The organism is Pararhizobium sp. O133, from assembly GCF_051669845.1.
In the GTDB taxonomy this organism is placed as follows: domain Bacteria; phylum Pseudomonadota; class Alphaproteobacteria; order Rhizobiales; family Rhizobiaceae; genus Pararhizobium.
This window is the reverse complement of the sequence record NZ_CP196426.1, coordinates 2,390,848-2,413,417: the sequence shown is the minus strand read 5'-3', so window position 1 is coordinate 2,413,417 and position 22,570 is coordinate 2,390,848. Positions and strand designations below refer to the sequence as shown.

Sequence of the window (22,570 nt, the reverse complement as noted above, 5' to 3'; positions counted from 1 at the left end):
CGTGTCCGCCCAGGAAAACAAAAGCAATCCCCTCGTCCTGTTCATGCCATCGGGCAAGCGCGGGCGTTTTCCCGTCGGTACACCGGTGCTCGATGCCGCCCGTTCGCTCGGCGTCTATGTCGAGAGCGTTTGCGGCGGTCGCGCCACCTGCGGACGCTGTCAGATCGAGGTGCAGGAAGGCAATTTCGCCAAGCACAAGATCGTCTCCTCCAACGACCACATTTCGGCCCGCGGTCCGAAGGAAGAGCGCTACGACAAGATCCGCGGCCTTCCGGAAAACCGCCGCCTGTCCTGCTCGGCGATGATTCAAGGCGATCTCGTCATCGACGTGCCGCAGGATACCGTGGTGAACGCACAGGTCGTTCGCAAGGCCGCGACCGACCGTGTCATCGAGCGCAACGCCGCCGTCCAGCTCTGCTATGTCGAGGTGGATGAACCCGACATGCACAAACCGCTCGGCGATCTCGACCGCCTCAAGGTGATGTTGGAAAAGGACTGGGGCTGGAAGGATCTTCTGGTCGCGCCACATCTCATCCCGCAGATCCAGTCGATCCTGCGCAAGGGCAACTGGGGCGTCACCGCCGTCATCCATCGCGACATGGATTCATCGCGTCCCTTCATCGTTGCCCTCTATCCGGGCCTGAAGAATGAGGCCTATGGCATTGCCTGCGATATCGGCTCGACGACAATCGCCATGCATCTCGTCTCGCTGCTGTCCGGCCGCATCGTCGGTTCCTCCGGTACGTCGAACCCGCAGATCCGCTTCGGCGAAGACCTGATGAGCCGCGTCTCCTATGTCATGATGAACCCGGATGGCCGGGAAGCCATGACCAAAGCCGTGCGCGAGGCCATCAATGGCCTGATCGGCAAGGTCTGCGCCGAAGGCGAAGTCGACCGGCACGACATTCTCGACATGGTGTTTGTCGCCAATCCGATCATGCACCATCTGTTCCTCGGCATCGATCCGACGGAACTCGGCCAGGCGCCGTTCGCGCTTGCTGTCTCCGGGGCGCTGCAATATTGGGCGCATGAGATCGATATCGAGGTAAACCGGGGCGCCCGGCTCTACACCCTGCCCTGTATCGCCGGCCATGTCGGCGCGGACGCGGCGGGCGCGACCCTTTCGGAAGGCCCTTACAGGCAGGATCGCATGATGCTGCTCGTCGATGTCGGCACCAATGCCGAAATCGTGCTCGGCAACAAGAACCGCGTCGTCGCCGCCTCCTCGCCCACCGGCCCGGCCTTCGAAGGTGCCGAAATCTCCTCCGGCCAGCGCGCAGCGCCCGGCGCTATCGAACGCGTCCGCATCGACGCGCAAACGCTGGAGCCGAAATTCCGCGTCATCGGCGTCGACAAATGGTCCGACGAAGAGGGCTTCGCCGAGGCGGCGGCCAGCGTTGGTGTCACTGGCATTTGCGGCTCGGCGATCATCGAGGTCGTCGCCGAAATGTATCTCTCGGGCATCATTTCCGAGGACGGCGTCGTCGATGGTTCGATGGCGGAGCGCAGCCCGCGCATCCTGCAAAACGGCCGCACCTTCTCCTACCTGCTGCATGACGGAGAACAGCGCATCACGGTGACGCAAAACGATATCCGCGCCATTCAGTTGGCGAAGTCCGCGCTCTATGCCGGCATCAAGCTCTTGATGGAAAAACAGGATGTCGAGCATGTCGATACGATCCGCTTTGCCGGCGCTTTCGGCTCCTTCATCGATCCGAAATATGCCATGGTACTCGGCCTCATCCCGGATTGCGATCTTGCCGAGGTGAAGGCCGTCGGCAATGCCGCCGGGACCGGCGCTCTGATGGCACTGCTCAACCGCGACCACCGCCGCGAGATCGAAAACACCGTCGCCCATATCGAGAAGATCGAGACCGCGCTGGAACCCAATTTCCAGCAGCTCTTCGTCAACGCCATGGCGATGCCGAACAAGGTCGATCCGTTCCCGGAACTCGCGAAGGTCGTTACCCTGCCGGAGCGTAAGGCGCTGTCCGACGACGGCGGTGACGGCGGAGGCAGACGCCGTCGCCGCAGCCGCGACTGAGGTCAGCGAAGCGGCTGGAACCAAATGATCGGCATGGCGTTCTGGCGTCACTGTGGATCAAATGCTTTCTCACACCCGCAACACACGCTCCAACGATATCGCCGCTGTGCAACCGGCAGCGGCCGAGCTCGTCTATCTCTCGAACCTCGACGGCGGCATCACCCGCAAACCGGGAAAGCGGGCATTTCTCTACTATGATGCCGATGGCAGGCGGATCAAAGACCGGGGCGAGCTTGACCGGATCGCCGCTCTCGCCATTCCGCCCGCCTATACCGACGTGCTGATTTCTGCCGATCCGAACTCGCACCTGCAAGCGACCGGATACGATGCGCGCGGGCGAAAACAATATCGTTATCATCCGGATTGGTCAGCCGAACGCGGAAAGACCAAGTTTGCCCAGCTCTCCGATTTTGCCGCCAAGCTGCCCAATATCCGGGAGCGGGTCGATACCGACCTGCGCCTACGAAAACCCGGCATGGACAAGGCACTGGCGACCGTCGTCTGGCTGCTCGACAATCTCTATATCCGCGTCGGCAATGCCACCTATGCCGAGGAGAATGGTTCCTACGGCCTGACGACACTGCGTAACCGGCACGTTAAGATCGAGGACTCCAGCGTCCATTTCAACTTCAAGGGAAAATCCGGCAAGGAATGGCGGCTGAGCCATAGCGACCGGCGCATCACCAAGGCCATCCGGATGCTGCAGGAACTGCCGGGACAGCAACTGTTTCAGTATCTCGACGAGGACGGCCACCGGCATCCGATCCGCTCGCAGGACGTCAACGCCTATATCCGCGACGCGGCCACCGCCGATTTCAGCTCGCGCCAGTTTCGCACCTGGGGCGCGACGCGGATGGCGGCAGTGGCACTCGCCGCCATCGACCCGGGGCCAAGCGAGCGACAGAGAAAGCGGCAGGTCAACGATGTCATCGATGCGGTGGCATCGCGACTGGTCAACACCCGCGCCGTCTGCCGCTCATCCTATATCCATCCGAAAGTGTTCGAGGGTTTTGAGAACGGAACGCTTGCTGACCTTCTCAAGATGCGGCCGAGCCGGAGCACAACGTTGACGCGCTGGATGGAGGACGACGAAATCAAGGTTCAGCGCTGGCTGAAGGCGGGCGACGCCAGCAACACCTGATCATGAACGTCGCCAGGAGCGATTATTGCAGTCCGACGAAAGCGTCCCGGACATGTTCGGCGACCGCCAGAACAGGCGCCGAGGCATTGTCGATCAACTGGAGGCCGATGCTGTAATGGCCGAGATCCGGCAGGCCTTCGGCCTCGCCCAAAGCCACCAGTTCGCCCTGAACGAGATAGCGCGGCAGCGGAGCGACGGCGAGATCCGCGAGGATCGCGGCACGCTGGCCGGTCGTATGGGCGCTGAGAAAGGCGACTCGGAACGGCTTGCCCGCCTGGTTCAACTGATCAACAGCGTTCGCCCGCCAGACGCAGCCATCTTCCCACATCGAAATTGGCAGGGGCTGGCGCGTATGGGCCGTACCGCACTTGATGCCGGCCCAGACGAGCTTTTCGGACACGAGGATTTCTCCGCCGCCGGTATTCTCGCCTGTCATGCTGTTGAAGATGGCGATGTCCATGCGGTGCTCTTCCACCCGCTTGCGCATGACGCTGCTGTTGCCGATCGTCACATCGACGGTGACGTTCGGATAGGATTCAGAAAAACGCTTGAGCACTTCGGGCAGGATTCGCTCGCCGATATCCTCTGGCGCGCCGACGCGCACGACCCCGTTCATGTCGGGTAGCAGGAAGCGGGAGACGGCCTCGTTGTTCAGCGCCAGCAGGCGCCGCGCGAACCCCAGCAACACCTCGCCCTTCGGCGTCAGCGACACCGAGCGCGCATCGCGCAGGAAGAGGACGCAACCCAGCGTCTCCTCCAGCTTCTTGATCTGCATCGAGACAGCCGATGGTGTTCGGTAGACGGTTTCCGCCGCCGTGGTGAAGTTTCCGGTTTCGGCGATCGCGACAAATGTCTTGAGGATGTCCAGTTCGAGGAGCGGAAGGACATGCCGCATCATCATGTTCATGGGAACCTCACGGATCAATTTTTCTGAAAACAATGATCACTTCATTTCGTTTGATTGAACATCAACAGACGTGGATAGTCAAGTTGTAAACAGGCAAGACATCAGAAAGGAGCCTCCCATGTCCCTGCAACACGATACGGCGCCGATCCATTCGAATGCTGCCACGATGCATGATTCCCGTATGTCCTCTGCGGTTCAAAGCCTGCTGGCCCCTCTCGTCAACGGCCATCACCGGTATCGGATCGCGCAGATTCGCAAGGCGACGACCCGCGAAATCCGGCATCTGCCCTTGAGCTTGCAGCAGGATCTCGCCTTCGCCGACGGAACAGTGATCGCGCTTTCCTGACGATCCCGAAGCGTCTCCCGCCCTCCCCTTATCAACGCCCCTTGGAAACGGGGGCGTTGATCTCTAAACTCCGATATCGAGGGAGCAAAGAGGGAGGAGCCTTGCAGTCCGTCAAAGTCCGCCTTCTGGCCCTGTGCCTCGTTCCCCTTGTCCTCGCCGCCGTGATCTTTCAGGGCGGCGCGCTGGCGATGCGCAGCTATATGAACGAAGCTTCGCTGCAGGCCGGCTCGGCGTTGCGCTTGGCGGTCTCCGCTTTGAGTGGCCACCTCAGCCGCTACGAACCACTGCCGGCCCTGATCGCCGATCACGACGGCATCAAGGATCTCGTTGCCCATCCGCGGGACCAAGCGCTACGCGACACGGCCAACGGCTATCTGAAAGAGATCAACACCCTGCTGGAATCCTCCGACATCTATGTGATGACGCTGGACGGAAACACGATCGCGGCCAGCAACCATGACCAGCCGGCAAGCTTCATCGGCCAGAATTTCAGCTATCGTCCCTATTTCCAAGATGCGGCAAAGGGAAACCAGTCACGCTTCTATGCACTGGGCACCACCTCCCTGAAGCGCGGCTACTATTTCGCCTCGCCGGTCTACGTCGACGAAAAAATCAGCGGCGTCATCGTCTTCAAGGTCGATATCGATTCGATCGAAACCTCCTGGCGCGGCGGTGAATACAAGATCTTCGTCTCCGACCCCGAAGGCATCATCTTCATGACCGGCAGTCCCGAATGGCTCTATTCGGGCATCCTGCCGCTGAACAGCGGACGGCTGGCGCGGACACAGGCGTCAAGACGTTACGCCGAAGCCGTGCTGAAGCCCTTGCCGATCACCCGCAGCACACTGGACGATCATGAGCTCATGACCGCGACCACCGCCGACGGCCGGGAATACCTGGTCCTGTCGCACTACATGCCGGAAGCCGACTGGACGGTGAACGTGCTGATGGACACGTCGTCTGCCCGCGCGCAGGCGCGCACCATGATCGTCGCCATCGTTTTGTTCCTTTGCCTTGCGGGCCTGGCTCTCGCCATCTTCCTGCAGCGGCGCGCCCGGCTCGAGGAGCGCATGCGCATGCAGGTCGAGGCTCGCAACGAACTGGAACATCGGGTCGAGGAGCGCACCGCCGACCTCGCCCTGGTCAACCAGCGCATCGAACTGGAGATTGCAGAACGGCGGCTGACCGAGCAGGAATTGCGCAAGACCCAGGCCGACCTGATCCAGGCAGGCAAGCTCGCCGGCCTCGGGCAGATGTCGGCCGCCCTGTCGCATGAACTCAACCAGCCGCTGGCGGCGGCGAAGACCTACGCTGACAGCGCCGCCATGCTGATCGATCTCGACCGCGTCCCGGAAGCCCGCGACAATGTCCGGCGCATCTCCGCCCTGATCGACCGGATGGCCTCCATCAGCCGGCATTTGCGCAATTTCGGCCGCAAGCCGAACGAGAAGCTGGGGCCGGTGGCGCTCGACGCGGTGGTTGCCGATACGCTCGAAATCGTCTCGGCGCGGCTGAAGACGGCGGATGCCGATCTCCAGATCGATCTCGGCCGTCCTGGGACGATGGTCAAGGCCGGCTCGGTTCGCCTGCAGCAGGTGCTCGTCAATATCATCACCAATGCCGCCGATGCCGTTGAAGGGCTCGCTGACCGGCGCATCCACCTGACGGCGGAAAATCTCGGCGGCAGGGTCACGCTGACGGTCCGCGACCATGGCCCTGGCGTTCCTGTCGCCATCAGCGAGCGCATCTTCGATCCGTTCTTCACCACCAAGGGCGTCGGCAAGGGCCTCGGCCTCGGCCTGTCGATTTCCTACAATATTATCAAGGATTTCGGCGGCAGCCTGATGGTGTCCACGCATCCTGACGGCGGCGCGGTCTTCCGCGTCGAGCTTGAGGCGGCCACCGCGACGCAGGAGGCGGCCGAATGAGCGACGCACGGATTTTCCTGATCGACGACGAGGAGGAGATGCGCCGCTCGACGGCGCAGGCCCTCCAGCTCTTCGGACTGGAGGTCGATACGTTCTCCAGCGCCGAGGATGTGCTCGAACTGGTCGGCTACAGCTTTGCCGGCGTGGTGATCAGCGACATCCGCATGCCCGGCATGGACGGAATGACGTTGTTGCAGCGGGTCCGCGAGGTGGACGTGGAAATCCCGGTCATATTGGTGACAGGGCACGGCGACGTGCAGTTGGCCGTCAAGGCGATGCGCGAAGGCGTCTACGACTTCCTGGAAAAGCCCTTCACTGTGCAGAATCTCGCGGGCATCGCCCGCCGCGCCCTCGACCGGCGCAACCTCGTGCTCGAAAATCGCCGCCTGCGGGCGGTGGCCGGCAAGCGCGACGATATTGAAGCCCGGCTTCCCGGCCGAACCCAGGCCATGGTCGATCTCCGCTACCGGCTGCGCGCCATCGGCACCACCGACGCGGACACGCTTGTTATCGGCGAGACCGGCGTCGGCAAGGAAGTCGTTGCCCGCGCCCTGCACGACATCAGCGCCCGCGCCGACCGCCCCTTCGTCGCCATCAATTGCGCCGCCCTTCCGGAAAACCTGATCGAAAGCGAACTGTTCGGCCATGAGGCCGGCGCTTTTCCGGGTGCGCTTAGGCCCCGCTACGGCAAGTTCGAGCATGGGCGCGGCGGCACCATCCTGCTCGACGAGATCGGCTCCTTGCCTTACGACCTGCAGGCAAAATTCCTGCGTGTGCTGCAGGAACGGGTGATCACGCGGCTGGGCTCGAACGAACCCGTTCCTCTCGATGTCCGATTCATCGCCACCAGCAAGGTCGACCTGGAAGCGGAAGTCATCGCCGGCCGGTTCCGCGCCGACCTGCTCTACCGGCTGAACGTCGCGACCCTGCGCGTCCCCTCGCTTGCGCAGCGCCGGGCCGATATTCCACTGCTCTTCCTGCAACTCGTCCGCGAGGCCGCCGCCCGCTATCTGCGCAGCGATATTGACGTGCCGCCGGAGCTGATGACCGAGATCGCGGAGCGGGTCTGGCCAGGAAACGTGCGCGAGTTGCGCAATGCCGCCGACCGTCTCGTGCTCGGCCTCGACCTGAAACCCGAGGAGGGACAGGCGCCGGCGGAATCCCAACGGCTCGCCGACAAGGTTGCGAGCTACGAGCGCGGTATCATCGCAAGCGCTCTGGCCGCCCATGGCGGAAGCCTGCGGCCGGTCTACGAACTCCTGGGAATCTCTCGCAAGACGCTTTACGAGAAGATGCAGAAATACGGTCTCGACCGGAAACTCTCGTCCGCGGACAACGACTTCGCTGCCTGAGAAGCAAAGATGGGTGGATATCCACCCATCGTCGGCGGCATTTGTTCCCATTCTCACCCATGGTGCATCGCACTCATTGAGAAAACAGTGGTCCTCGCCCTTGCGGCGGTTGCCCGCTGCCGCATGAGGGTCACAAATGGCTCATCCAGAAACGGCGCGGGAGGAGCTGCGTCGGCTGGCCATATTTCATCCGGGAGGACTTCGATGAAAATCCTGAAAGCCATGCTTGGCGTCACGGCTCTTGCCACTATCTCGCTCATTTCCGTTTCCGCCCATGCCGAGGGTTATCCCGAGCGCACCATCACCATGGTCGTGCCGTTCTCGGCCGGCGGCCCGACCGATACGGTCGCTCGCCTCGTTGCCGAATCCATGTCAAAGGATCTCGGCCAGCAGATCGTCGTCGAAAATGTCGGCGGGGCCGGCGGTTCGCTCGGGGCCGGTCGCGTTGCGCAGTCCGATCCGGACGGCTACACGGTCCTCTTGCATCACATCGGCATGGCGACCTCGGCCACGCTCTATCGCAAGCTCGCCTATGACACGCTGAATGCCTTCGAATATGTCGGCCTCGTTACCGACGTACCCATGACCATCGTCGCCCGCAAGGATTTCGAGCCGACCGACCTCAAGGGTCTGATCGACTACGTCAAGGCCAACAAGGACACGGTCACCGTCGCCAATGCCGGCATCGGCGCGGCCTCGCATCTTTGCGGCATGATGTTCATGAGCGCCATCCAGACACCGCTGACAACGGTACCCTACAAGGGCACCGGCCCGGCCATGACTGACCTGCTCGGCGGCCAGGTCGATATCATGTGCGACCAGACCACCAACACGACCAAACAGATCCTGGGCGGTACGATCAAGGCCTATGCCGTGACCTCGCCGGCGCGCCTGCCAGTCCTGCCGGACGTGCCGACCGCTGCGGAAGGCGGGCTGGCTGATTTCCAGGTCGGCATCTGGCATGGCATCTACGCACCCAAGGGCACGCCGGCGGAAGCGACGGACCGCCTCTCGAAGTCCCTGCAGGTCGCGCTGAAGGACCCGAACGTCGTCGCCCGCTTTGCCGAACTCGGCACCGTTCCCTCCTCGGAGGCCGATGCGACGCCGGCCGCGCTGAAGGCGAAGCTCGAAAGCGAAATCGCTCGCTGGAAGCCGGTGATCGAAGCGGCCGGCCAGTACGCCGACTGATCGTCATTCCCGCAAAGCCACACCTGTCCCGCCTTCCTCTCCCCGCGAGGGGAAGGCGTCTGCCGATATATCTCGTTCAGGAGAGCCCGGCGGGACGGCCGGAATTCAAGGAGGCATCATGAAATCCTTATCCTTCGATACGACCAATGCGCTCTGCGGCGCACTCTTCGTCGCCCTTGGCGGCTTCTTCATCTACCAGTGCATGAACCTCGATCTCGGCACGGCCTTCAAGATGGGACCCGGCTACTTCCCGCTCGTTCTTGCACTGATTCTATCGCTGCTCGGCCTGGTGATCCTCGTCCAGTCGACACGCGTCGAGGGCGAGCCGCTGGGGCCGATCGCCTGGCGCGGCATGCTGTTCATCCTGCCGGCGCCAATCTTCTTCGGCCTGACGGTGCGCGGTCTCGGCTTCGTACCGTCGCTGTTCTTCACCGCCCTCATCGCCTGCTTCGCCTCGCAGCGCATGAAGCCGCTGACCGCCATCGTGCTGTCGATCGCGTTGACGGCGTTTTCGGTGGCCGTGTTCAGCTATGCGCTCGGCCTGCCCTTCCAGCGCTTCGGCCCTTGGGTCAGATTGTAAGGACATCACGATGGATCTTTTCAGCAATCTCGCACTCGGCTTTACCACTGCCGGATCACCGGAAAACCTGCTCTTCTGCCTGATCGGCGTGCTGCTCGGTACCCTCATCGGCGTACTGCCCGGCATTGGCGCTACCGCGACCATCGCCATGCTGCTGCCGATCACCTTCCAGCTCGAACCGGTCTCCTCGCTGATCATGCTTGCCGGCATCTATTACGGAGCCCAGTACGGCGGCTCGACCACGGCGATCCTGATCAACATGCCCGGCGAATCCTCCTCCGCCGTCACCGCCATCGACGGCTACCAGATGGCGCGGAAGGGCCGGGCCGGTGCAGCGCTTTCCATTGCGGCACTCGGGTCCTTCTTCGCCGGGACTGTCTCGACCTTCCTGGTGGCAATTTTCGCCATTCCGCTTACCGGCATCGCGCTGAAGTTCGGTGCTGCGGAATATTTCTCGCTGATGATCGTCGGCCTCGTCTCCTCCATCGCGCTCGCCCACGGCTCGATCGTCAAGGCGCTGGCCATGGTGGCGCTGGGGCTGCTGCTCGGACTGGTCGGCACCGACATCTATACCGGCACACCGCGCTTCACGCTCGGTATCCGTGAATATGCCGACGGGTTGAACTTCGTCGCCGTCGCTGTTGGCGTCTTCGGCGTCGCCGAAATCCTGCGCAACCTCGAAGGCGAGAAAACGCGCAGCCTGCTGATGGCCAAGGTCAGCGGGCTCTTGCCCACACGCGACGATTTCAGACAGATGTTCGGGCCTGTCCTGCGCGGAACGGCAATCGGGTCGGCGCTCGGAATCCTGCCCGGCGGCGGCGCCATTCTGGCCGCCTTTGCCTCATATACCGTCGAAAAACGTATCTCGAAGACACCGGAGGAATTCGGCCATGGCGCAATCGCCGGCGTCGCCGGACCGGAATCGGCCAACAATGCCGGTGCCCAGACATCGTTCATTCCGCTGCTGACGCTCGGCATTCCCGCCAACCCGGTCATGGCGCTGATGGTCGGCGCGATGATCATCCAGGGCATCGTCCCCGGTCCGAACGTCGCGTCGGAACAGCCGGCTTTGTTCTGGGGCATCATCGCCTCAATGTGGATCGGCAACCTGATGCTGGTGATCCTCAACCTGCCGCTGATCGGGCTTTGGGTGAAGCTTCTCACTGTGCCCTATTACGTCCTCTTCCCCATCATCATGGCCTTCTGCTCGATCGGGGTCTACAGCGTCAATTCCAATGTCTACGACCTCTATGCCGTCGCCTTCTTCGGGCTTGCCGGATACCTGCTTGTCAAGCTTCGCTGCGAGCCGGCGCCACTGCTGCTCGGCTTCGTTCTCGGACCGCTGCTCGAGGAAAATCTCCGGCGGGCAATGATCCTGTCCCGCGGGGATGCGACGACCTTCGTGACACGACCGATCAGCGCCGTCCTGCTCCTGGTCGCGGCCGCCATCCTTGTCATCGTCTTCCTCCCGTCGATCAAGGCCAAGCGCGAAGCGGTCTTTCAGGAAGAGGACTGAGCGGCCCTTGGCGATGCCTGCCCGACGGGCATCGCCCATTCCAGCACAATAACAGCTGGCGAATTATACCTGCGGGACACCACAACGAAACCCGGCAATCGCAAGTTAGTCAAATATTGAAAATAGTAACACGCGCCGGCTGCACCTATGCGACCGGCGCGTGAATCGTCTTTCCCTCCCTAAAAAGCGGAGTTTCAAACAAAAATCGAACAAAGCCGGTGTTCGTCGCCGTATCCAACAGCCCTTTTAGCTATTTTACAAATTTTCCCGGCAGATTCCCAAACATAATTCAGCAATCACTAAATAGGTGATATGGATATAACCAACAAAGTCTTTCCAAGTATTTCATGGCAATGCAAAAACAATAAATCTCAGTCTGGGGAAGACGGTGATTTTGCGTTCTATCCCGCAGCGCCAACGACGGCATCGTCGGATTATTTGCCGCCCTGCAATGCGGGAACGCTTGTTTTTTTTCGCAGGCATCGCCAATCGGCGCCCGCGAAAGATCAGCAAAAATTGCCCGAGAACGCGGGCTTTGCAGCATGCGATGCCCGTGCCGCGCCGAGGCTCGCGATGAAAATTCCGTGTCCGGCAAGCATCATCGTTTTTGATACAAGGGATCAATTATATTCGCTTGAATGATGAATGGGACAAGAGCATCACTGTCTCATGGTCGCGACCTTTTGAAGCACTCACTCCAAAAGGAACCAGAGAAATGGCATTCTTCAGCTCAGAACATTCGCCCCAGGCAGGACACCCGTCCGTTACCTCGGCCCTCGTCAGCCTGCGTTCGCGCGCCGTCGCATCATGGAAGCGTTACCGTACCGAACGCGAACTCGAAGGCCTGTCCTATGACACGTTGAAGGATATCGGCTTTCCTTCCGCCGATATGCTCAACAAGGACACGCCGACGCGATGAACGATATCGCACCGGCCAAAGCGGGTGAGTATCCTCCCGGTTCGACAGACGTAGACCGTGCGTGAAAGGGCATTTTGCGATAATGGCGGAATGCCCTTTTTGCTGGAATAAGGCAGCAGCGCGGCGGCACTGCGAATCCCACGACAAAAATAGCCTGTTTCCGACACATGACGAAAACAACAGGACGTCGCAAACTGAAAACCGCAACATCAATGAAAGACACCGTTCCAAAGCGCCTCACCGATAACGCACAATAAATTCACAAAACTGTCGCCGCCATATCAAGTCCTTGCTTTTGATGAATAAAATTTCGATGTTCGACAACAGCGATCGGCGTGTCGAAAACATTTATTTCTTCCCAGTCGCAGCAATCCATGCGAATGTCGCGATCAGGAAAGCCAAGTGACGCTTTTCCACGTGACAAATGCGACATCCGCGGCGCATGGGAACTCTCGATGAACAAGCCACTGACCAAAAAGCGATCCCTCGTTTTCTTTCTCGTGCCTAACTTTTCCATGCTGCCGTTTTCGGCCGCCATCGAAACGCTCCGCATCGCCAATCGCATGCTCGGCTATGAAGCCTATACGTGGCGGCTGTCCTCGACGGACGGCACCCAGGTTCTCTCCTCCAGCGGGATCGGGCTTGAGGTCAACACCTCGCTCGCCGACGAACGAAAGTTTCTTGGTGGCGAAAACCGCCCATCGATGGTGCTGGTCTGTTCCGGCATCTATGTCGAGGACTTCAACAACAAATCGGTCAATGCCTGGCTGCGCGAAGTCTACAATCGCGGTGTCTCGGTCGGCAGCCTCTGTACGGGCGCCCATGTGCTGGCCTCGGCCGGCCTGCTGACCGGCAAGCGCTGTGCCATCCATTGGGAAAACCTGCCGGGCTTCGCCGAGAGCTTCCCACAAGTCGATGTCTATGCCGATCTCTACGAAATCGACGGCAACATCTATACCTGCGCCGGCGGCACTGCCTCGCTCGACATGATGCTCAACCTGATTGACCAGGATTTCGGCGAAAACCTCGTCAACCGCGTCTGCGAACAGGCGCTGACCGACCGGGTTCGCGGCCCGCATGATCGGCAGCGCCTGCCGTTGCGCGCCCGCCTCGGCGTGCAAAACGCCAAGGTCCTGTCGATCATCGAACTGATGGAAGGCAATCTCTCCGAGCCGCTATCGCTTCTCGAAATCGCCGATAGCGCCGGCCTGTCGCGCCGCCAGATAGAGCGCCTGTTCCGCCAGGAAATGGGCCGCTCCCCTGCCCGCTACTATCTGGAAATCCGGCTTGATCGGGCACGGCACCTCCTGGTCCAGTCGGCCATGCCGGTCGTCGAGGTGGCGGTTGCCTGCGGCTTCGTCTCCGCCTCGCACTTCTCCAAGTGTTATCGCGAACTCTATAACCGCTCGCCCCAACAGGAGCGCGCAGAGCGCAAGCTGACGCTGCAGGCGGTTCGCTGACGACAAACTGCTTGTAAAATCGAATTACAATGCGAGGGCGGCCCGATCGGTCGCCCTTTTCGCATTCAGGACGCCATGGATTTGAGGAGGGTCAGTTCCGAGACGATCCGGTTGCGGCCGTCATATTTCGCCATGTAGAGGAACTGGTCGGCGGCATTGAGGTAGTTCTCAAAGGATTCGAGGCTTTCGATCGTCGCAAGGCCGATCGACACCGTGACCGACAATTCCTCGTCGTCGGCAGCGATTTTCGTCCCGGCGAGATCAAGCCGCAGCGTTTCGCAATAATCGTGTGCCGCAGAAGCGTCGAGACCATTGAAGAGCACGCCGAATTCCTCGCCTCCGAGGCGGGCCAGCAGATGCTCGTCGCCCACCGCGACCTTCAGGCGTTTCGCCACGGCTTTCAGCACGAGATCGCCGACCTCATGACCGTAGGTGTCATTGAGGCGTTTGAAATGGTCGATGTCGAGAATGGCGATGGACGTCGTCTCTCCGCGCCGCAGACACTGCTCGACCAACCTTGGACCCGACTGGAAGAAATAGCGCCGGTTGTAGATATCGGTGAGATAGTCGCGCGCGGCGATGCTGTGCAGCGCCTGAATGCGCTTCTGGATATTGGCGACCTGGAAGACGCGGCTGTTAAACTCTTCCAGCAGGAACGGCTTCTGGATAAATTCGGTGCCACCGCATTGCAGGAAACGCGCCGCATGCTGGCGGTCGTCACAGGCGGCAAGCGCGATCACGCTCAAGGCATCCTCGCCATGCCGCTGCCGGATTTCGGCAAGCAGCGTATAGGCGGACATGTCGGTCAGCGCGATATCGGTGATGACAAGGTCGATCGCGTCGCTGCTGTCGAGCACATGCAGCGCTTCCGCGCCAGCACCTGCCTGCACGACACTGAACTGCTGCTGTTGCAAGAGGGCGAAAAGATCGGCGCGCGACGTATCGTCCGAATCGACCAGCAGCACATTGGTGCGGACATTGGTCAAAGCGCGATCGACGACGCTGATGACATGACTGATCGAATCGGGCTGGCTCTTGATGACGCAATCGACGACGTTGCGAGAGAGGATGTCTTCACGCGTCTTGCTGTTGAACGAGCCGGTAAAGACGATTGCCGCGATACCGTGGGAGATCACATAGTCGAGCGCCTCGCAGTTCGGTGCATCGGGAAGATTGAGATCGAGAACCGCCAGCGAGAAATCACCGTTGCCGCTCTCCACCACAGCCTTGACCGCTGTCAGCGAGGCGCAATGGGTGACGTCGATACCATGCGCTGTCTCCAGCCCGTGCTTGAGGACTGTCGAGAACATTCGGGAGTCCTCGATCAGAAGCATTCGTTTGCCCGAATGCTTCTGCAAGTCGTTCCCCCGCCCCGGCGCTGTGCGAAAACCCACGTTCCGTCAATCCCGTAGTGAGCCTTGGGCGTTTCCTGGTTCTGGACGCTGGCTCTCAGATATTTATCTTTTTATCGGATACCGACTCTGACCCCACAGAACGCCATCCGTTTTCCCGTCGATGTATTCAACCGACTTGCCGTTGCGAATTGGTTAAATCGTCAGGCGAAATGATGAGAATGACGGCCGGATACTCAAAAATGTCACATTTCCAGCCGTCCAAGTGTATAAATTAGCAAATCAGAAGACAAATCAGGCTTTTCGAGCGACTTTTGTACTCAAAGTCTGGATTTTCGTGAGCGTATCAAGGTTTTGATTGACGCGGCAGTAAAACTCTTCATTGACGAAGGGCCGCAGCATGAAATCGTTGCCGCCAGCCTTAAGGAAGCGCGCCGACAGCAGCCGGTTCGCCGAGGAGGAGACGCCGATGATACGCAATTGGTGCGGCCCATAGCCGCTGCGGATACGGCGGGTCAGTTCGAATCCATCGATATCCGGCATGTTGTAATCGGTGATCACCAGACCGATATCCGGATGCTTCTTCAGGAGATCGAGCGCTGCGGCGCCGCTTTCGGCCGAGCTGGTGCGGAAATTGTAGCGCTTCAGCTGCGTCGTCAACAAAGCGCGCGCCGTCGGGCTGTCATCGACGATCAGCACGTGATGCTGATGGTTGGTCAGGAAGCGGCAGACGGATTCGGCCAGCATGTCGACGGCGAAGACGCTGTCCTTGATGACATAATCGACCAGTTCCTTGGCAAGGATCGTCTCGCGCGTGCTCTCCTGGAAGGTCCCGGTGAAGACGATCGTCGGGATGCTCATGTCGATGAGATAGGACAGAGCCTCGCCATTTTCGGCGCCCGGCAGATTGATGTTGGAAATGGCCAGCGTCGCCGGGAAGGATGCGTTCTCGACGGCGAACTGCAGATCGTCATAATCGCGGCAGACGATGACGTCGATATCGAGAAGTTCCTTCAGCCTCTTGGAGACCATGGCCGAGAAAAGATTGGAATCTTCGGCAAGCACAATGCGGTGCTGCTGCAAGGATTCACCGGAATAGTACATTCCGGACACGCCAAAAAATGACATAGATCGCCTATCTGAAAAGATTGTCCCCTGGGGGCAAGCTACGCAGAAAGGTTTTCGCAGTGGTTAACTGCTTGCTGAAATAATATCCGGGATCGACGGGCAATATCGCCGTCACCGGACTACTTCACCACGGCCGATCCGTTGACGATTTCAATGGTTTCGTCGCCCTGCAGGCCGATGCGATCACCGCTGGGGGTGGTGATGAAACAGCCGCTCGGGCAGATCGATTCCGTGCCGCCGGCGCTGATGGCCACTTCCATGCGGTTCTCGCCCTCGACCACAACAAGCACGGCCGCCTCGCCATCCTTGTTGGTGACGCTGGCGGACCACGCCGGAAGCGCCGAGATGACAGTCAAAACACATGCATTGACGAATGTTTTCATTGCCTACCAGCGCCAAGGCGCCGCCCCTCTTGGCGGCTCGCGGTTCGAGGCAACATACCTGAACGAGACGAGACACCCCTTCTGCCCGACATCAGATTATCCGACGCCGGAAGAATTGCATGCAAAATATGACGGGTCGGCTGAATAGAGGCTGAATGACGCGTTCACACGTCTTGCATCATCCAGTCATGATGAAAGGCGCACCTGCCAGTCAGGGCAAGCACGCCAAACAATGTCACGAATGAGATGGCCTCTGGCCTTAGCTACGCGGCTTCAGGTTCTCAGGGTCATACAGCGGCTTGTAGCCAACACCCGCAACCTCGACCGGATAGGTCTCAGCAAAATATTCGACATGCAGCTTGCGGCCTTCCTGGGCATAGGCATGCGGCAGGTAGGCAAGCGCGATGTTCTTGCCGATGGTGGGGCCGTAGGCAACCGAGGTCGTGTAGGAACGGCGGCCGAGTTCATCGACCAGAACCTCGCCGGTTTCCGGATCCATGACCGGCATGGAGCCGACCGGATAGCGCTTCACGCCCTTGGCATCGGTATTCTCGGTTATGACCAGCGTGCAAAGCATGGCGGGCTGGTGATCGCGCGCCTTGTATTCCAGGTGCTTGGCCTTGCCACGGAAATCGGCTTCCTTGACCTTGGGACGGGCAAGATCGGCTTCGATGAGATTGTACTGGGTGAGCAGGTCACCGTTCTGCAGGCGCAGGCTCTTTTCCATGCGGCGCGAATTGGCGTAGGTTTCGACACCAAAAGCCATGACGCCGGTGGCGCGCAACGCGTCCCAGACAGCCAGGCCGTCCTCGTACTTCATATGCAGTTCCCAACCCTGCTCGCCGACATAGGAGATGCGGAAGGCGGACACTTGTTTGCCGGCAATCTCGATTGGCTTGATCGCGGCGAAGGCAAAGTTCTCGATATCGAGGACGGCGGGATCCTTGACCACTTTCTTCAGCGTATCGCGGGCATTCGGGCCCCAGATGCCGATGGTGATGTACTTTTCCGACGTGTCTGTGATGGTGACGTCGAGGCCACGGTCCTCAGCCACACGCTTCATGTAGTGGAAGTCGCGCGGACCGGCATCGGCACCGTTGACCAGGCGGCAACGATCGGCCATGCGGAAGACAGTGAAATCGGCCCGCACCATGCCTTCGTCATCAAGAAAATGGGTGTAGATGCCCTTGCCGATATTGCCGTCGCCGCCGATCTTGGCGGTGCAGAGCCATTCAAGCAGCTCAACGTGATCCGGGCCTTCGATATCGACCATGTGGAAGTGCGAGAGATTAACGATGCCGCAATCTTCGCTCATCGCCAGGTGCTCGGCATTCGAGACGCGCCAGAAATGGCGGTTGTCCCACTCGTTCTCACGCACCGGAACGCGGTTACCGTACTTTTCGAGCAGGTTCTCGTTGGCGGCGTAGCCGTGCGCACGCTCCCAGCCGCCGAGTTCCATGAAGTAGCCGCCGAGTTCCTTTTCGCGCTCGTGGAAGGGCGAGCGCTTGGCGCCGCGGCCCGTTGCATAAGGTTCGCGGGTATGAACGGCCGGGAAGTAAATCTTCTGGGCAGCCTCGTGAGCGCGGCCTTCGATGAACTCTTCCGTCAACTGGTGCGGATAGAACCGCGAATAGTCGATCGAATTGTGGTCGATCTCGGTGCGGCCGTCGGTCATCCAGTCGGCGATCAGCTTGCCGTAGCCGGGGCCGTCCTTGACCCAGATGGCGACGCAGTACCAGAGGCCACGCACCTTCTGGCTCTCGCCGCAGGACGGGCCGCCGGCGGCGGAAACCTGCAGCAGGCCATTGAAGGAATGGCCTTCATTATAGCCGAGTTCGCCGAGGATTGGCGTCAGTTCCATGGCCTTTTCGAGCGGCTCGAGGATCTGCTCCATGTCGAGGTCGCGCTGCGAGGGCGACAAGCGTGCCTCATGCTTTTCGAGAATGTCGCGCGGATGGCAGAGGCGCGGATTGTGCTGCTCGTAATAACCCCATTCGATCTGGCCGCCTTCGGTGGTCTTCGGATCGCCGGTGTCGCGCATATAGGCGGAGTTGCCCTGGTCGCGCAGCAGTGGATAGCCGATCTCCTTGCCGGTGCCTTCGAATTCGTTGTACGGGCCGAAGAAGGTCAGCGGGTGGTCGACCGGCATGACCGGCAGGTCTTCGCCCACCATTTCGGCGATCAGGCGGCCCCAGATTCCGGCGCAGACGATGACGTGATCGGCCATGATCGTGCCGCGATGGGTGACGACGCCCTTGATGCGGCCGCTCTCGACGATCAGCGACGTCGCCGGCGTGTTGCCGTAGATCTGCAGCTTGCCGGACTTCTCGGCGGCGTCGACCAGCTTGCCGGCAACCGTCTGCGAGCGCGGGATGACGAGGCCGGCATCCGGATCGAACATGCCGCCCATGACCTGATCTTCCTCGATCAGCGGGAACATGGCCTTGATCTCGGACGGCGACACGTAATGCGCCCGGGTGCCGAACGCCTTGGCGGAAGACAGCTTGCGCTTGATCTCTTCCATCCACGTGTCGTCGCCGATGCGCGCCACTTCCAGTCCGCCGATGCGGGCGTAGTGCCCCATCTTCTCGTAGAAATCGATCGAGTACTGGGTTGTCCAGACCGAGAGATAATCGTGGCTGGTCGTGTAGCAGAAGTCGGATGCATGCGCGGTCGATCCGATATCCGTCGGAATGCCGGACTTGTCGATGCCGACGATGTCATCCCATCCGCGCTCGATCAGGTGATGCGCGATCGACGCACCGACGATGCCGCCGAGCCCAATGATTACGACCTTCGCCTTCTGAGGAAATTCTGCCATTTCGTGGAACCCTGATTGACTATTGAAAGCGAATTTAGAGCCTGCTCCGTCGCGACTAGAGCCTGTCTACGACATTCTCATCATGCTGCACGACCAGAGCCGGTCCGTCCACGGATTGGCGCGCGGGCAATCGTATTTTTTGATCGACGCCTACACCTTCCATCCTATCCCTTGTCGCTGGCCGGCTCGACCGACACCCTGCGCGGGCGGCGCTGTGTGCCGCTGCGCTTGACCGCATCTTCCGGGTCAAGTGGCTCCGGTGGTCCGGCCACGTCCGCCTGCCGGGCAAGTTCGTCGGTTTCCGGACCGAGCGGCAGCGGTTCCGGTTCCAGCACCTCGACGGGGAACGGCGCGCCAAGCCCCTCCTCGCGGAACCGCTCGTAGATCGCCAGCCTCAGATCGTTGCGCACACCATTGCCGTTGACGATATCGGCGAGGTAGACGCGCAATTCGAAGGTCATCGTCGCATCGCCGAACGCGGCAAAGACGGCCTGCGGCTCCGGATTCTTCAGGACCAGCGGGTGGGTCGCCGCGATCTGCAGCAGCGTGTCCATGACCTGACGCGGCGCACTGTTGTAACTGACGGTCACCGGAATATCGGACCGTCCGAGTTTGTTCTTGTGTGTCCAGTTGCCGACCGATGCGTTGATGAACAGGGAGTTCGGCACCATGATCGTCTGGCGCTGGAACGTCTCGATCTCCGTTGCGCGCACCGAGATGCGCTTGACGAAGCCTTCCGTCGTGCCGGTCACCACCCAGTCGCCGACCTTGAACGGCCGCTCGACCAAGAGGATGAGGCCGGAGACGAAGTTCGAGACGATATTCTGGAGGCCGAAACCGACACCGAGGGAAAGCGCGCCGGCGACAAGCGCCAGGTTCGACAGGTCGAAACCCGCCGCCGAAACGCCGATGAGACCCGCCAGTCCAACACCGAGATAGCCAACGCCAGTCTTTACCGAGTTGCGCACGCCCGCATCGATGCGGCTTCGCGCCATGACGCTGCCGTCGAGCCAGCGCTGGAACCAGCGCGTGACCACATAGCCGGCAGCAAACAGCAGGATGCCGGCGAGAATGCCGACGATGGAAATGGTGATGCTGCCGATCTTGATCTCGGTGAAGATCCGGTAGGCCGAGGATTCGATATCGGCGATCTTGAAGCCCCACTGCATCAGAATGAGGGGAAGGAAGAACGCCCCGACCAGCGCATAGATGCCCAGTCCCGCGGCAAGCCCAGCCTGGTCCAGCGCCACCTGCTCCATCCCGTAGCGCTTCTCGAGGTGGCGGCCGACGACCGTATCAGCCAGCGCATTCTGCTTGGCGACGGCCTTACCGGTGAGGATGCCGATATACATGGTGACAAGAATGGCACCGGTCATGACGATCTGGGTGGCAATGAACCGGGCAAGGCCGACATAACCGGACAGGGTCAGAAGGATGATGATCGCACCGGTCAGCACGAAGAGCAGCGACACCGCCCGTGGCCAGGGCTTGCCGCGACCATCGAGCGTTTCGTTTGCCGGTACGATCGGCTTGATCAGCGCCATCGCCATCAGGATCAGGCCGATGATGACCGTAGCGATCAGGCTTTTCACCACGGTGAAAACAACCGGCGAGCCCATGACCTCGCTGATCGTGCCTGCGAGATAATCGAGGCCGTTGACGATCGCCATGGCGATAATCGCCACGACCAGCAGCCTGGCTCCGTGATCGGAGACGCGAACAAGGCGCCAAGCGCGTTGTTTTGGCGCCAAAACGGCATTCGCCAACTTGGAGACGAAGACCAGCGCGACGGTGATCAGCAATAGAATGGAGACGATCGGCGCGATATCGGGCCTCAGAACCTTGAACGCCTGCAGAAAGAAATAGCTCATTGCGGCAAAGACACCCGTCGCCAATGTCGGGATCATTGTCGACCAGAAGGCGACCGACAAGCGCGTTATATAGCCAGGCTCTTCTGTCGACGTCTCGCGATCGATCATCGGCGAGAGCAGCTTGCGCGTACCACCGAGCAGGATCAGGGCCGCGCAGAGCGACAGGAACAATGCCGAGAGCAACTGGATACGCTTGAAATTCCAAGCAAAGCTCAGCCAACTGCCGACCGTCCGCGTAAAAGCCTGACGCTCCAGATTGATGGCGGCAATCGCGTCAACCACCGTCGCTCGGTTGAGTTCGGTGTGCTTCAGCAGCGTATTGCTGAACAGTGCGCGGCGGGTCGCGGTAATGCTGTTCGAAAGCTTGGTCGCCTGGATGGAAAGGTCTTCCGCGGTCCCCGTCAGCGCGTTGATTTCACCCCGCTCCGTCATCAGGCGCTTGCGCTCCTGCGCGACGACGTCGGCTTCCGGCGGCGCGCCCTCCGCCGGCGGATCGCCAAGTTCGGTCAGGCGGGCCTTGATCTCGTCCAGACGCGGCCGGGTCGCGACCGATGTCGCGATGATCTGCTTGGCGGCCGCATCGACCTCGACCTTCAGTTCGGCAAGGCGGTTGTCGTCGTTCTTTGCCCGCGTGACTATATCTGTCAGCCGCGCCACGTTCTTGCGCGCCTCTTCAAGCTGCTGGGCCGCCTGTGCCTGAGGGCTTGCTGCCTCCTCGGCGGACTGCCCGGCGGCTTTCGCAGGGTCCTGTTGCTGCGCCATGACCGGCAGCGGCGCGGCGAACATCCACAACGAAAGAAAGGCGGCGGCGATCTTCAACATCATTGGTATTCAAATATCCTTATCCTGCCGTCGGCCGCTTCGATGGAATCGAAATGCCGCCACTGCTGGCTGCTCCTTAGGCTGGAGCACGTTGAGATGCAAAAGCCTACTGCATAATCCCTTAAATCGGAATCGATTTAAGGGATTATGCAGTATATTTAAAGTGTTACAGCGACCTTTGCGCGTCATGCGTGACGCGCGACGCTGTAGCCCGAACCTATCAGAACGAGGACCCCGGTTGAGACAGAAAATTGATTTCTGCTTCCGTGGAAAGCCGCCCCAAAGCTGCATTTCTATGCGGAAAACGGCCGAACTGACGGATGATCTCGCAATGTCTTATGGCAAAATCGAGATTGTCGGCATCTCCAAGCTCGGTGAAGAGCTTGACCGAAAGGGTCTGGTCGACGAGATTTTCCGAATGTTCGAACGGCAGATAGAAGAACGGCCTCCAATTCGCGGCCACCTCCAGATTCGCGCCGGCATTCAGGGCCAGGCGCGCCTCACGCAGCGCCAAGCCGTCCGTCGCGAATGCGAGCGGCGTGCCGCGATAGATATTGCGCGGTATCTGGTCCAACAGGATGATGGCGGCAAGCCTCGCTGAAGGAGTGACACGCCATTCCGGAGGAAGTGCCCGCGCCATGGTCAGATGCGCCCCGCGAAAAAGCTCTTCGCATCGCTGGTCCACTTCAACCTGGGGCTTGAACCAGTCGTCCGGGCTGAGTTCATCGAACCAGAAGGCGAGAACATCCTCCGGTGTGCATGGTTCGCCTGCATTCGCCATCGTTACCTTCTCCACCTTTTAAGGGATCGGC

The 22,570-nt window shown here is 60.5% G+C and carries 19 protein-coding genes; 11 read left to right on the top strand and 8 right to left on the bottom strand.

Annotation, left to right across the window (positions count from 1 at the left end; genetic code table 11):
• Positions 1-43 precede the first annotated feature (43 nt).
• Positions 44-2,044, top strand: a complete 2,001-nt coding sequence (locus ACST81_RS11545; RefSeq protein WP_438753522.1) for an ASKHA domain-containing protein — start codon at positions 44-46, stop codon at positions 2,042-2,044.
• Positions 2,045-2,105: 61 nt separating this feature from the next.
• Positions 2,106-3,185 carry a DNA topoisomerase IB gene (locus ACST81_RS11540; RefSeq protein WP_438747755.1) on the top strand — a complete coding sequence of 360 codons (1,080 nt, stop codon included), beginning with the start codon at positions 2,106-2,108 and terminating at the stop codon, positions 3,183-3,185.
• Positions 3,186-3,207: 22 nt separating this feature from the next.
• On the opposite strand, the gene ACST81_RS11535 is transcribed toward ACST81_RS11540, so the two are convergent.
• Positions 3,208-4,092 carry a LysR family transcriptional regulator gene (locus ACST81_RS11535; RefSeq protein WP_438747754.1) on the bottom strand — a complete coding sequence of 295 codons (885 nt, stop codon included), beginning with the start codon at positions 4,090-4,092 and terminating at the stop codon, positions 3,208-3,210.
• 118 nt (positions 4,093-4,210) lie between these two features.
• On the opposite strand from ACST81_RS11535, the gene ACST81_RS11530 reads away from it, so the two are divergent.
• The 8 genes from ACST81_RS11530 (at position 4,211) to ACST81_RS11495 (ending at position 11,921) form a co-directional block, all read left to right on the top strand.
• Complete coding sequence (locus ACST81_RS11530; RefSeq protein WP_438747752.1) at positions 4,211-4,438, top strand: hypothetical protein; 228 nt, start codon at positions 4,211-4,213, stop codon at positions 4,436-4,438.
• A gap of 101 nt (positions 4,439-4,539) precedes the next feature.
• Positions 4,540-6,366, top strand: coding sequence for a sensor histidine kinase (locus tag ACST81_RS11525; protein WP_438747750.1), 1,827 nt, complete (start codon positions 4,540-4,542; stop codon positions 6,364-6,366).
• The gene (locus ACST81_RS11520) at positions 6,363-7,718 is read left to right on the top strand and encodes a sigma-54-dependent transcriptional regulator (RefSeq protein ID WP_438747749.1); all 1,356 of its coding nucleotides are present in this window, start codon (positions 6,363-6,365) and stop codon (positions 7,716-7,718) included. The genes ACST81_RS11525 and ACST81_RS11520 overlap by 4 nt, the downstream gene beginning before the upstream one ends.
• Before the next feature lie 204 nt (positions 7,719-7,922).
• Positions 7,923-8,906 (top strand): tripartite tricarboxylate transporter substrate-binding protein, encoded by a 984-nt coding sequence (locus ACST81_RS11515; RefSeq protein ID WP_438747747.1) that lies wholly within the window; start codon positions 7,923-7,925, stop codon positions 8,904-8,906.
• Between the two features lie 118 nt (positions 8,907-9,024).
• Positions 9,025-9,486, top strand: coding sequence for a tripartite tricarboxylate transporter TctB family protein (locus ACST81_RS11510; RefSeq protein ID WP_438747746.1), 462 nt, complete (start codon positions 9,025-9,027; stop codon positions 9,484-9,486).
• A gap of 10 nt (positions 9,487-9,496) precedes the next feature.
• Entirely contained in the window at positions 9,497-11,002 is a 1,506-nt protein-coding gene (locus ACST81_RS11505) for a tripartite tricarboxylate transporter permease (protein ID WP_438747745.1), read from the top strand.
• A gap of 312 nt (positions 11,003-11,314) precedes the next feature.
• On the top strand, positions 11,315-11,644 hold the full coding sequence (locus ACST81_RS11500) for a hypothetical protein (protein ID WP_438747744.1): 330 nt from the start codon (positions 11,315-11,317) through the stop codon (positions 11,642-11,644).
• A 73-nt stretch (positions 11,645-11,717) separates the two neighbouring features.
• A complete protein-coding gene (locus tag ACST81_RS11495; RefSeq protein ID WP_438747743.1) occupies positions 11,718-11,921 on the top strand; it encodes a hypothetical protein in 204 nt (67 codons plus the stop codon).
• A 259-nt stretch (positions 11,922-12,180) separates the two neighbouring features.
• Here the strand turns inward: ACST81_RS11495 and ACST81_RS11490 are convergent, their stop codons facing one another.
• A complete protein-coding gene (locus tag ACST81_RS11490; protein WP_438753789.1) occupies positions 12,181-12,459 on the bottom strand; it encodes a hypothetical protein in 279 nt (92 codons plus the stop codon).
• Between ACST81_RS11490 and ACST81_RS11485 the strand changes: the two genes are divergently transcribed.
• Positions 12,377-13,381 (top strand): GlxA family transcriptional regulator, encoded by a 1,005-nt coding sequence (locus ACST81_RS11485; protein WP_438747742.1) that lies wholly within the window; start codon positions 12,377-12,379, stop codon positions 13,379-13,381. The genes ACST81_RS11490 and ACST81_RS11485 overlap by 83 nt on opposite strands.
• A gap of 65 nt (positions 13,382-13,446) precedes the next feature.
• Here ACST81_RS11485 and ACST81_RS11480 read toward each other — a convergent pair whose 3' ends face one another.
• The 6 genes from ACST81_RS11480 to ACST81_RS11455 all read right to left on the bottom strand — a co-directional run bounded on the left by ACST81_RS11480 (position 13,447) and on the right by ACST81_RS11455 (position 22,539).
• A complete protein-coding gene (locus ACST81_RS11480) occupies positions 13,447-14,691 on the bottom strand; it encodes a diguanylate cyclase (RefSeq protein ID WP_438747740.1) in 1,245 nt (414 codons plus the stop codon).
• 336 nt (positions 14,692-15,027) lie between these two features.
• Positions 15,028-15,861, bottom strand: coding sequence for a response regulator (locus ACST81_RS11475; protein ID WP_438747738.1), 834 nt, complete (start codon positions 15,859-15,861; stop codon positions 15,028-15,030).
• 119 nt (positions 15,862-15,980) lie between these two features.
• Complete coding sequence (locus tag ACST81_RS11470) at positions 15,981-16,244, bottom strand: hypothetical protein (RefSeq protein ID WP_438747737.1); 264 nt, start codon at positions 16,242-16,244, stop codon at positions 15,981-15,983.
• Between the two features lie 259 nt (positions 16,245-16,503).
• Entirely contained in the window at positions 16,504-19,065 is a 2,562-nt protein-coding gene (locus tag ACST81_RS11465; RefSeq protein ID WP_438747735.1) for a GcvT family protein, read from the bottom strand.
• 164 nt (positions 19,066-19,229) lie between these two features.
• The gene (locus ACST81_RS11460; RefSeq protein WP_438753520.1) at positions 19,230-21,722 is read right to left on the bottom strand and encodes a mechanosensitive ion channel family protein; all 2,493 of its coding nucleotides are present in this window, start codon (positions 21,720-21,722) and stop codon (positions 19,230-19,232) included.
• 256 nt (positions 21,723-21,978) lie between these two features.
• On the bottom strand, positions 21,979-22,539 hold the full coding sequence (locus ACST81_RS11455) for a DUF924 family protein (RefSeq protein WP_438747733.1): 561 nt from the start codon (positions 22,537-22,539) through the stop codon (positions 21,979-21,981).
• Between the last annotated feature and the right edge of the window lie 31 nt (positions 22,540-22,570).

Bases quoted from the DNA above. Each gene is read 5' to 3' on its own strand.
- ACST81_RS11545 (WP_438753522.1), top strand. From the start codon at position 44: ATGCCATCGGGCAAGCGCGGGCGTTTTCCCGTCGGTACACCGGTGCTC.
- ACST81_RS11540 (WP_438747755.1), top strand. From the start codon at position 2,106: ATGCTTTCTCACACCCGCAACACACGCTCCAACGATATCGCCGCTGTG.
- ACST81_RS11535 (WP_438747754.1), bottom strand. From the start codon at position 4,092: ATGAACATGATGATGCGGCATGTCCTTCCGCTCCTCGAACTGGACATC.
- ACST81_RS11530 (WP_438747752.1), top strand. From the start codon at position 4,211: ATGTCCCTGCAACACGATACGGCGCCGATCCATTCGAATGCTGCCACG.
- ACST81_RS11520 (WP_438747749.1), top strand. From the start codon at position 6,363: ATGAGCGACGCACGGATTTTCCTGATCGACGACGAGGAGGAGATGCGC.
- ACST81_RS11515 (WP_438747747.1), top strand. From the start codon at position 7,923: ATGAAAATCCTGAAAGCCATGCTTGGCGTCACGGCTCTTGCCACTATC.
- ACST81_RS11510 (WP_438747746.1), top strand. From the start codon at position 9,025: ATGAAATCCTTATCCTTCGATACGACCAATGCGCTCTGCGGCGCACTC.
- ACST81_RS11505 (WP_438747745.1), top strand. From the start codon at position 9,497: ATGGATCTTTTCAGCAATCTCGCACTCGGCTTTACCACTGCCGGATCA.
- ACST81_RS11500 (WP_438747744.1), top strand. From the start codon at position 11,315: ATGGATATAACCAACAAAGTCTTTCCAAGTATTTCATGGCAATGCAAA.
- ACST81_RS11495 (WP_438747743.1), top strand. From the start codon at position 11,718: ATGGCATTCTTCAGCTCAGAACATTCGCCCCAGGCAGGACACCCGTCC.
- ACST81_RS11485 (WP_438747742.1), top strand. From the start codon at position 12,377: ATGAACAAGCCACTGACCAAAAAGCGATCCCTCGTTTTCTTTCTCGTG.
- ACST81_RS11490 (WP_438753789.1), bottom strand. From the start codon at position 12,459: ATGGCGGCCGAAAACGGCAGCATGGAAAAGTTAGGCACGAGAAAGAAA.
- ACST81_RS11480 (WP_438747740.1), bottom strand. From the start codon at position 14,691: ATGTTCTCGACAGTCCTCAAGCACGGGCTGGAGACAGCGCATGGTATC.
- ACST81_RS11475 (WP_438747738.1), bottom strand. From the start codon at position 15,861: ATGTCATTTTTTGGCGTGTCCGGAATGTACTATTCCGGTGAATCCTTG.
- ACST81_RS11470 (WP_438747737.1), bottom strand. From the start codon at position 16,244: ATGAAAACATTCGTCAATGCATGTGTTTTGACTGTCATCTCGGCGCTT.
- ACST81_RS11465 (WP_438747735.1), bottom strand. From the start codon at position 19,065: ATGGCAGAATTTCCTCAGAAGGCGAAGGTCGTAATCATTGGGCTCGGC.
- ACST81_RS11460 (WP_438753520.1), bottom strand. From the start codon at position 21,722: ATGTTCGCCGCGCCGCTGCCGGTCATGGCGCAGCAACAGGACCCTGCG.
- ACST81_RS11455 (WP_438747733.1), bottom strand. From the start codon at position 22,539: ATGGCGAATGCAGGCGAACCATGCACACCGGAGGATGTTCTCGCCTTC.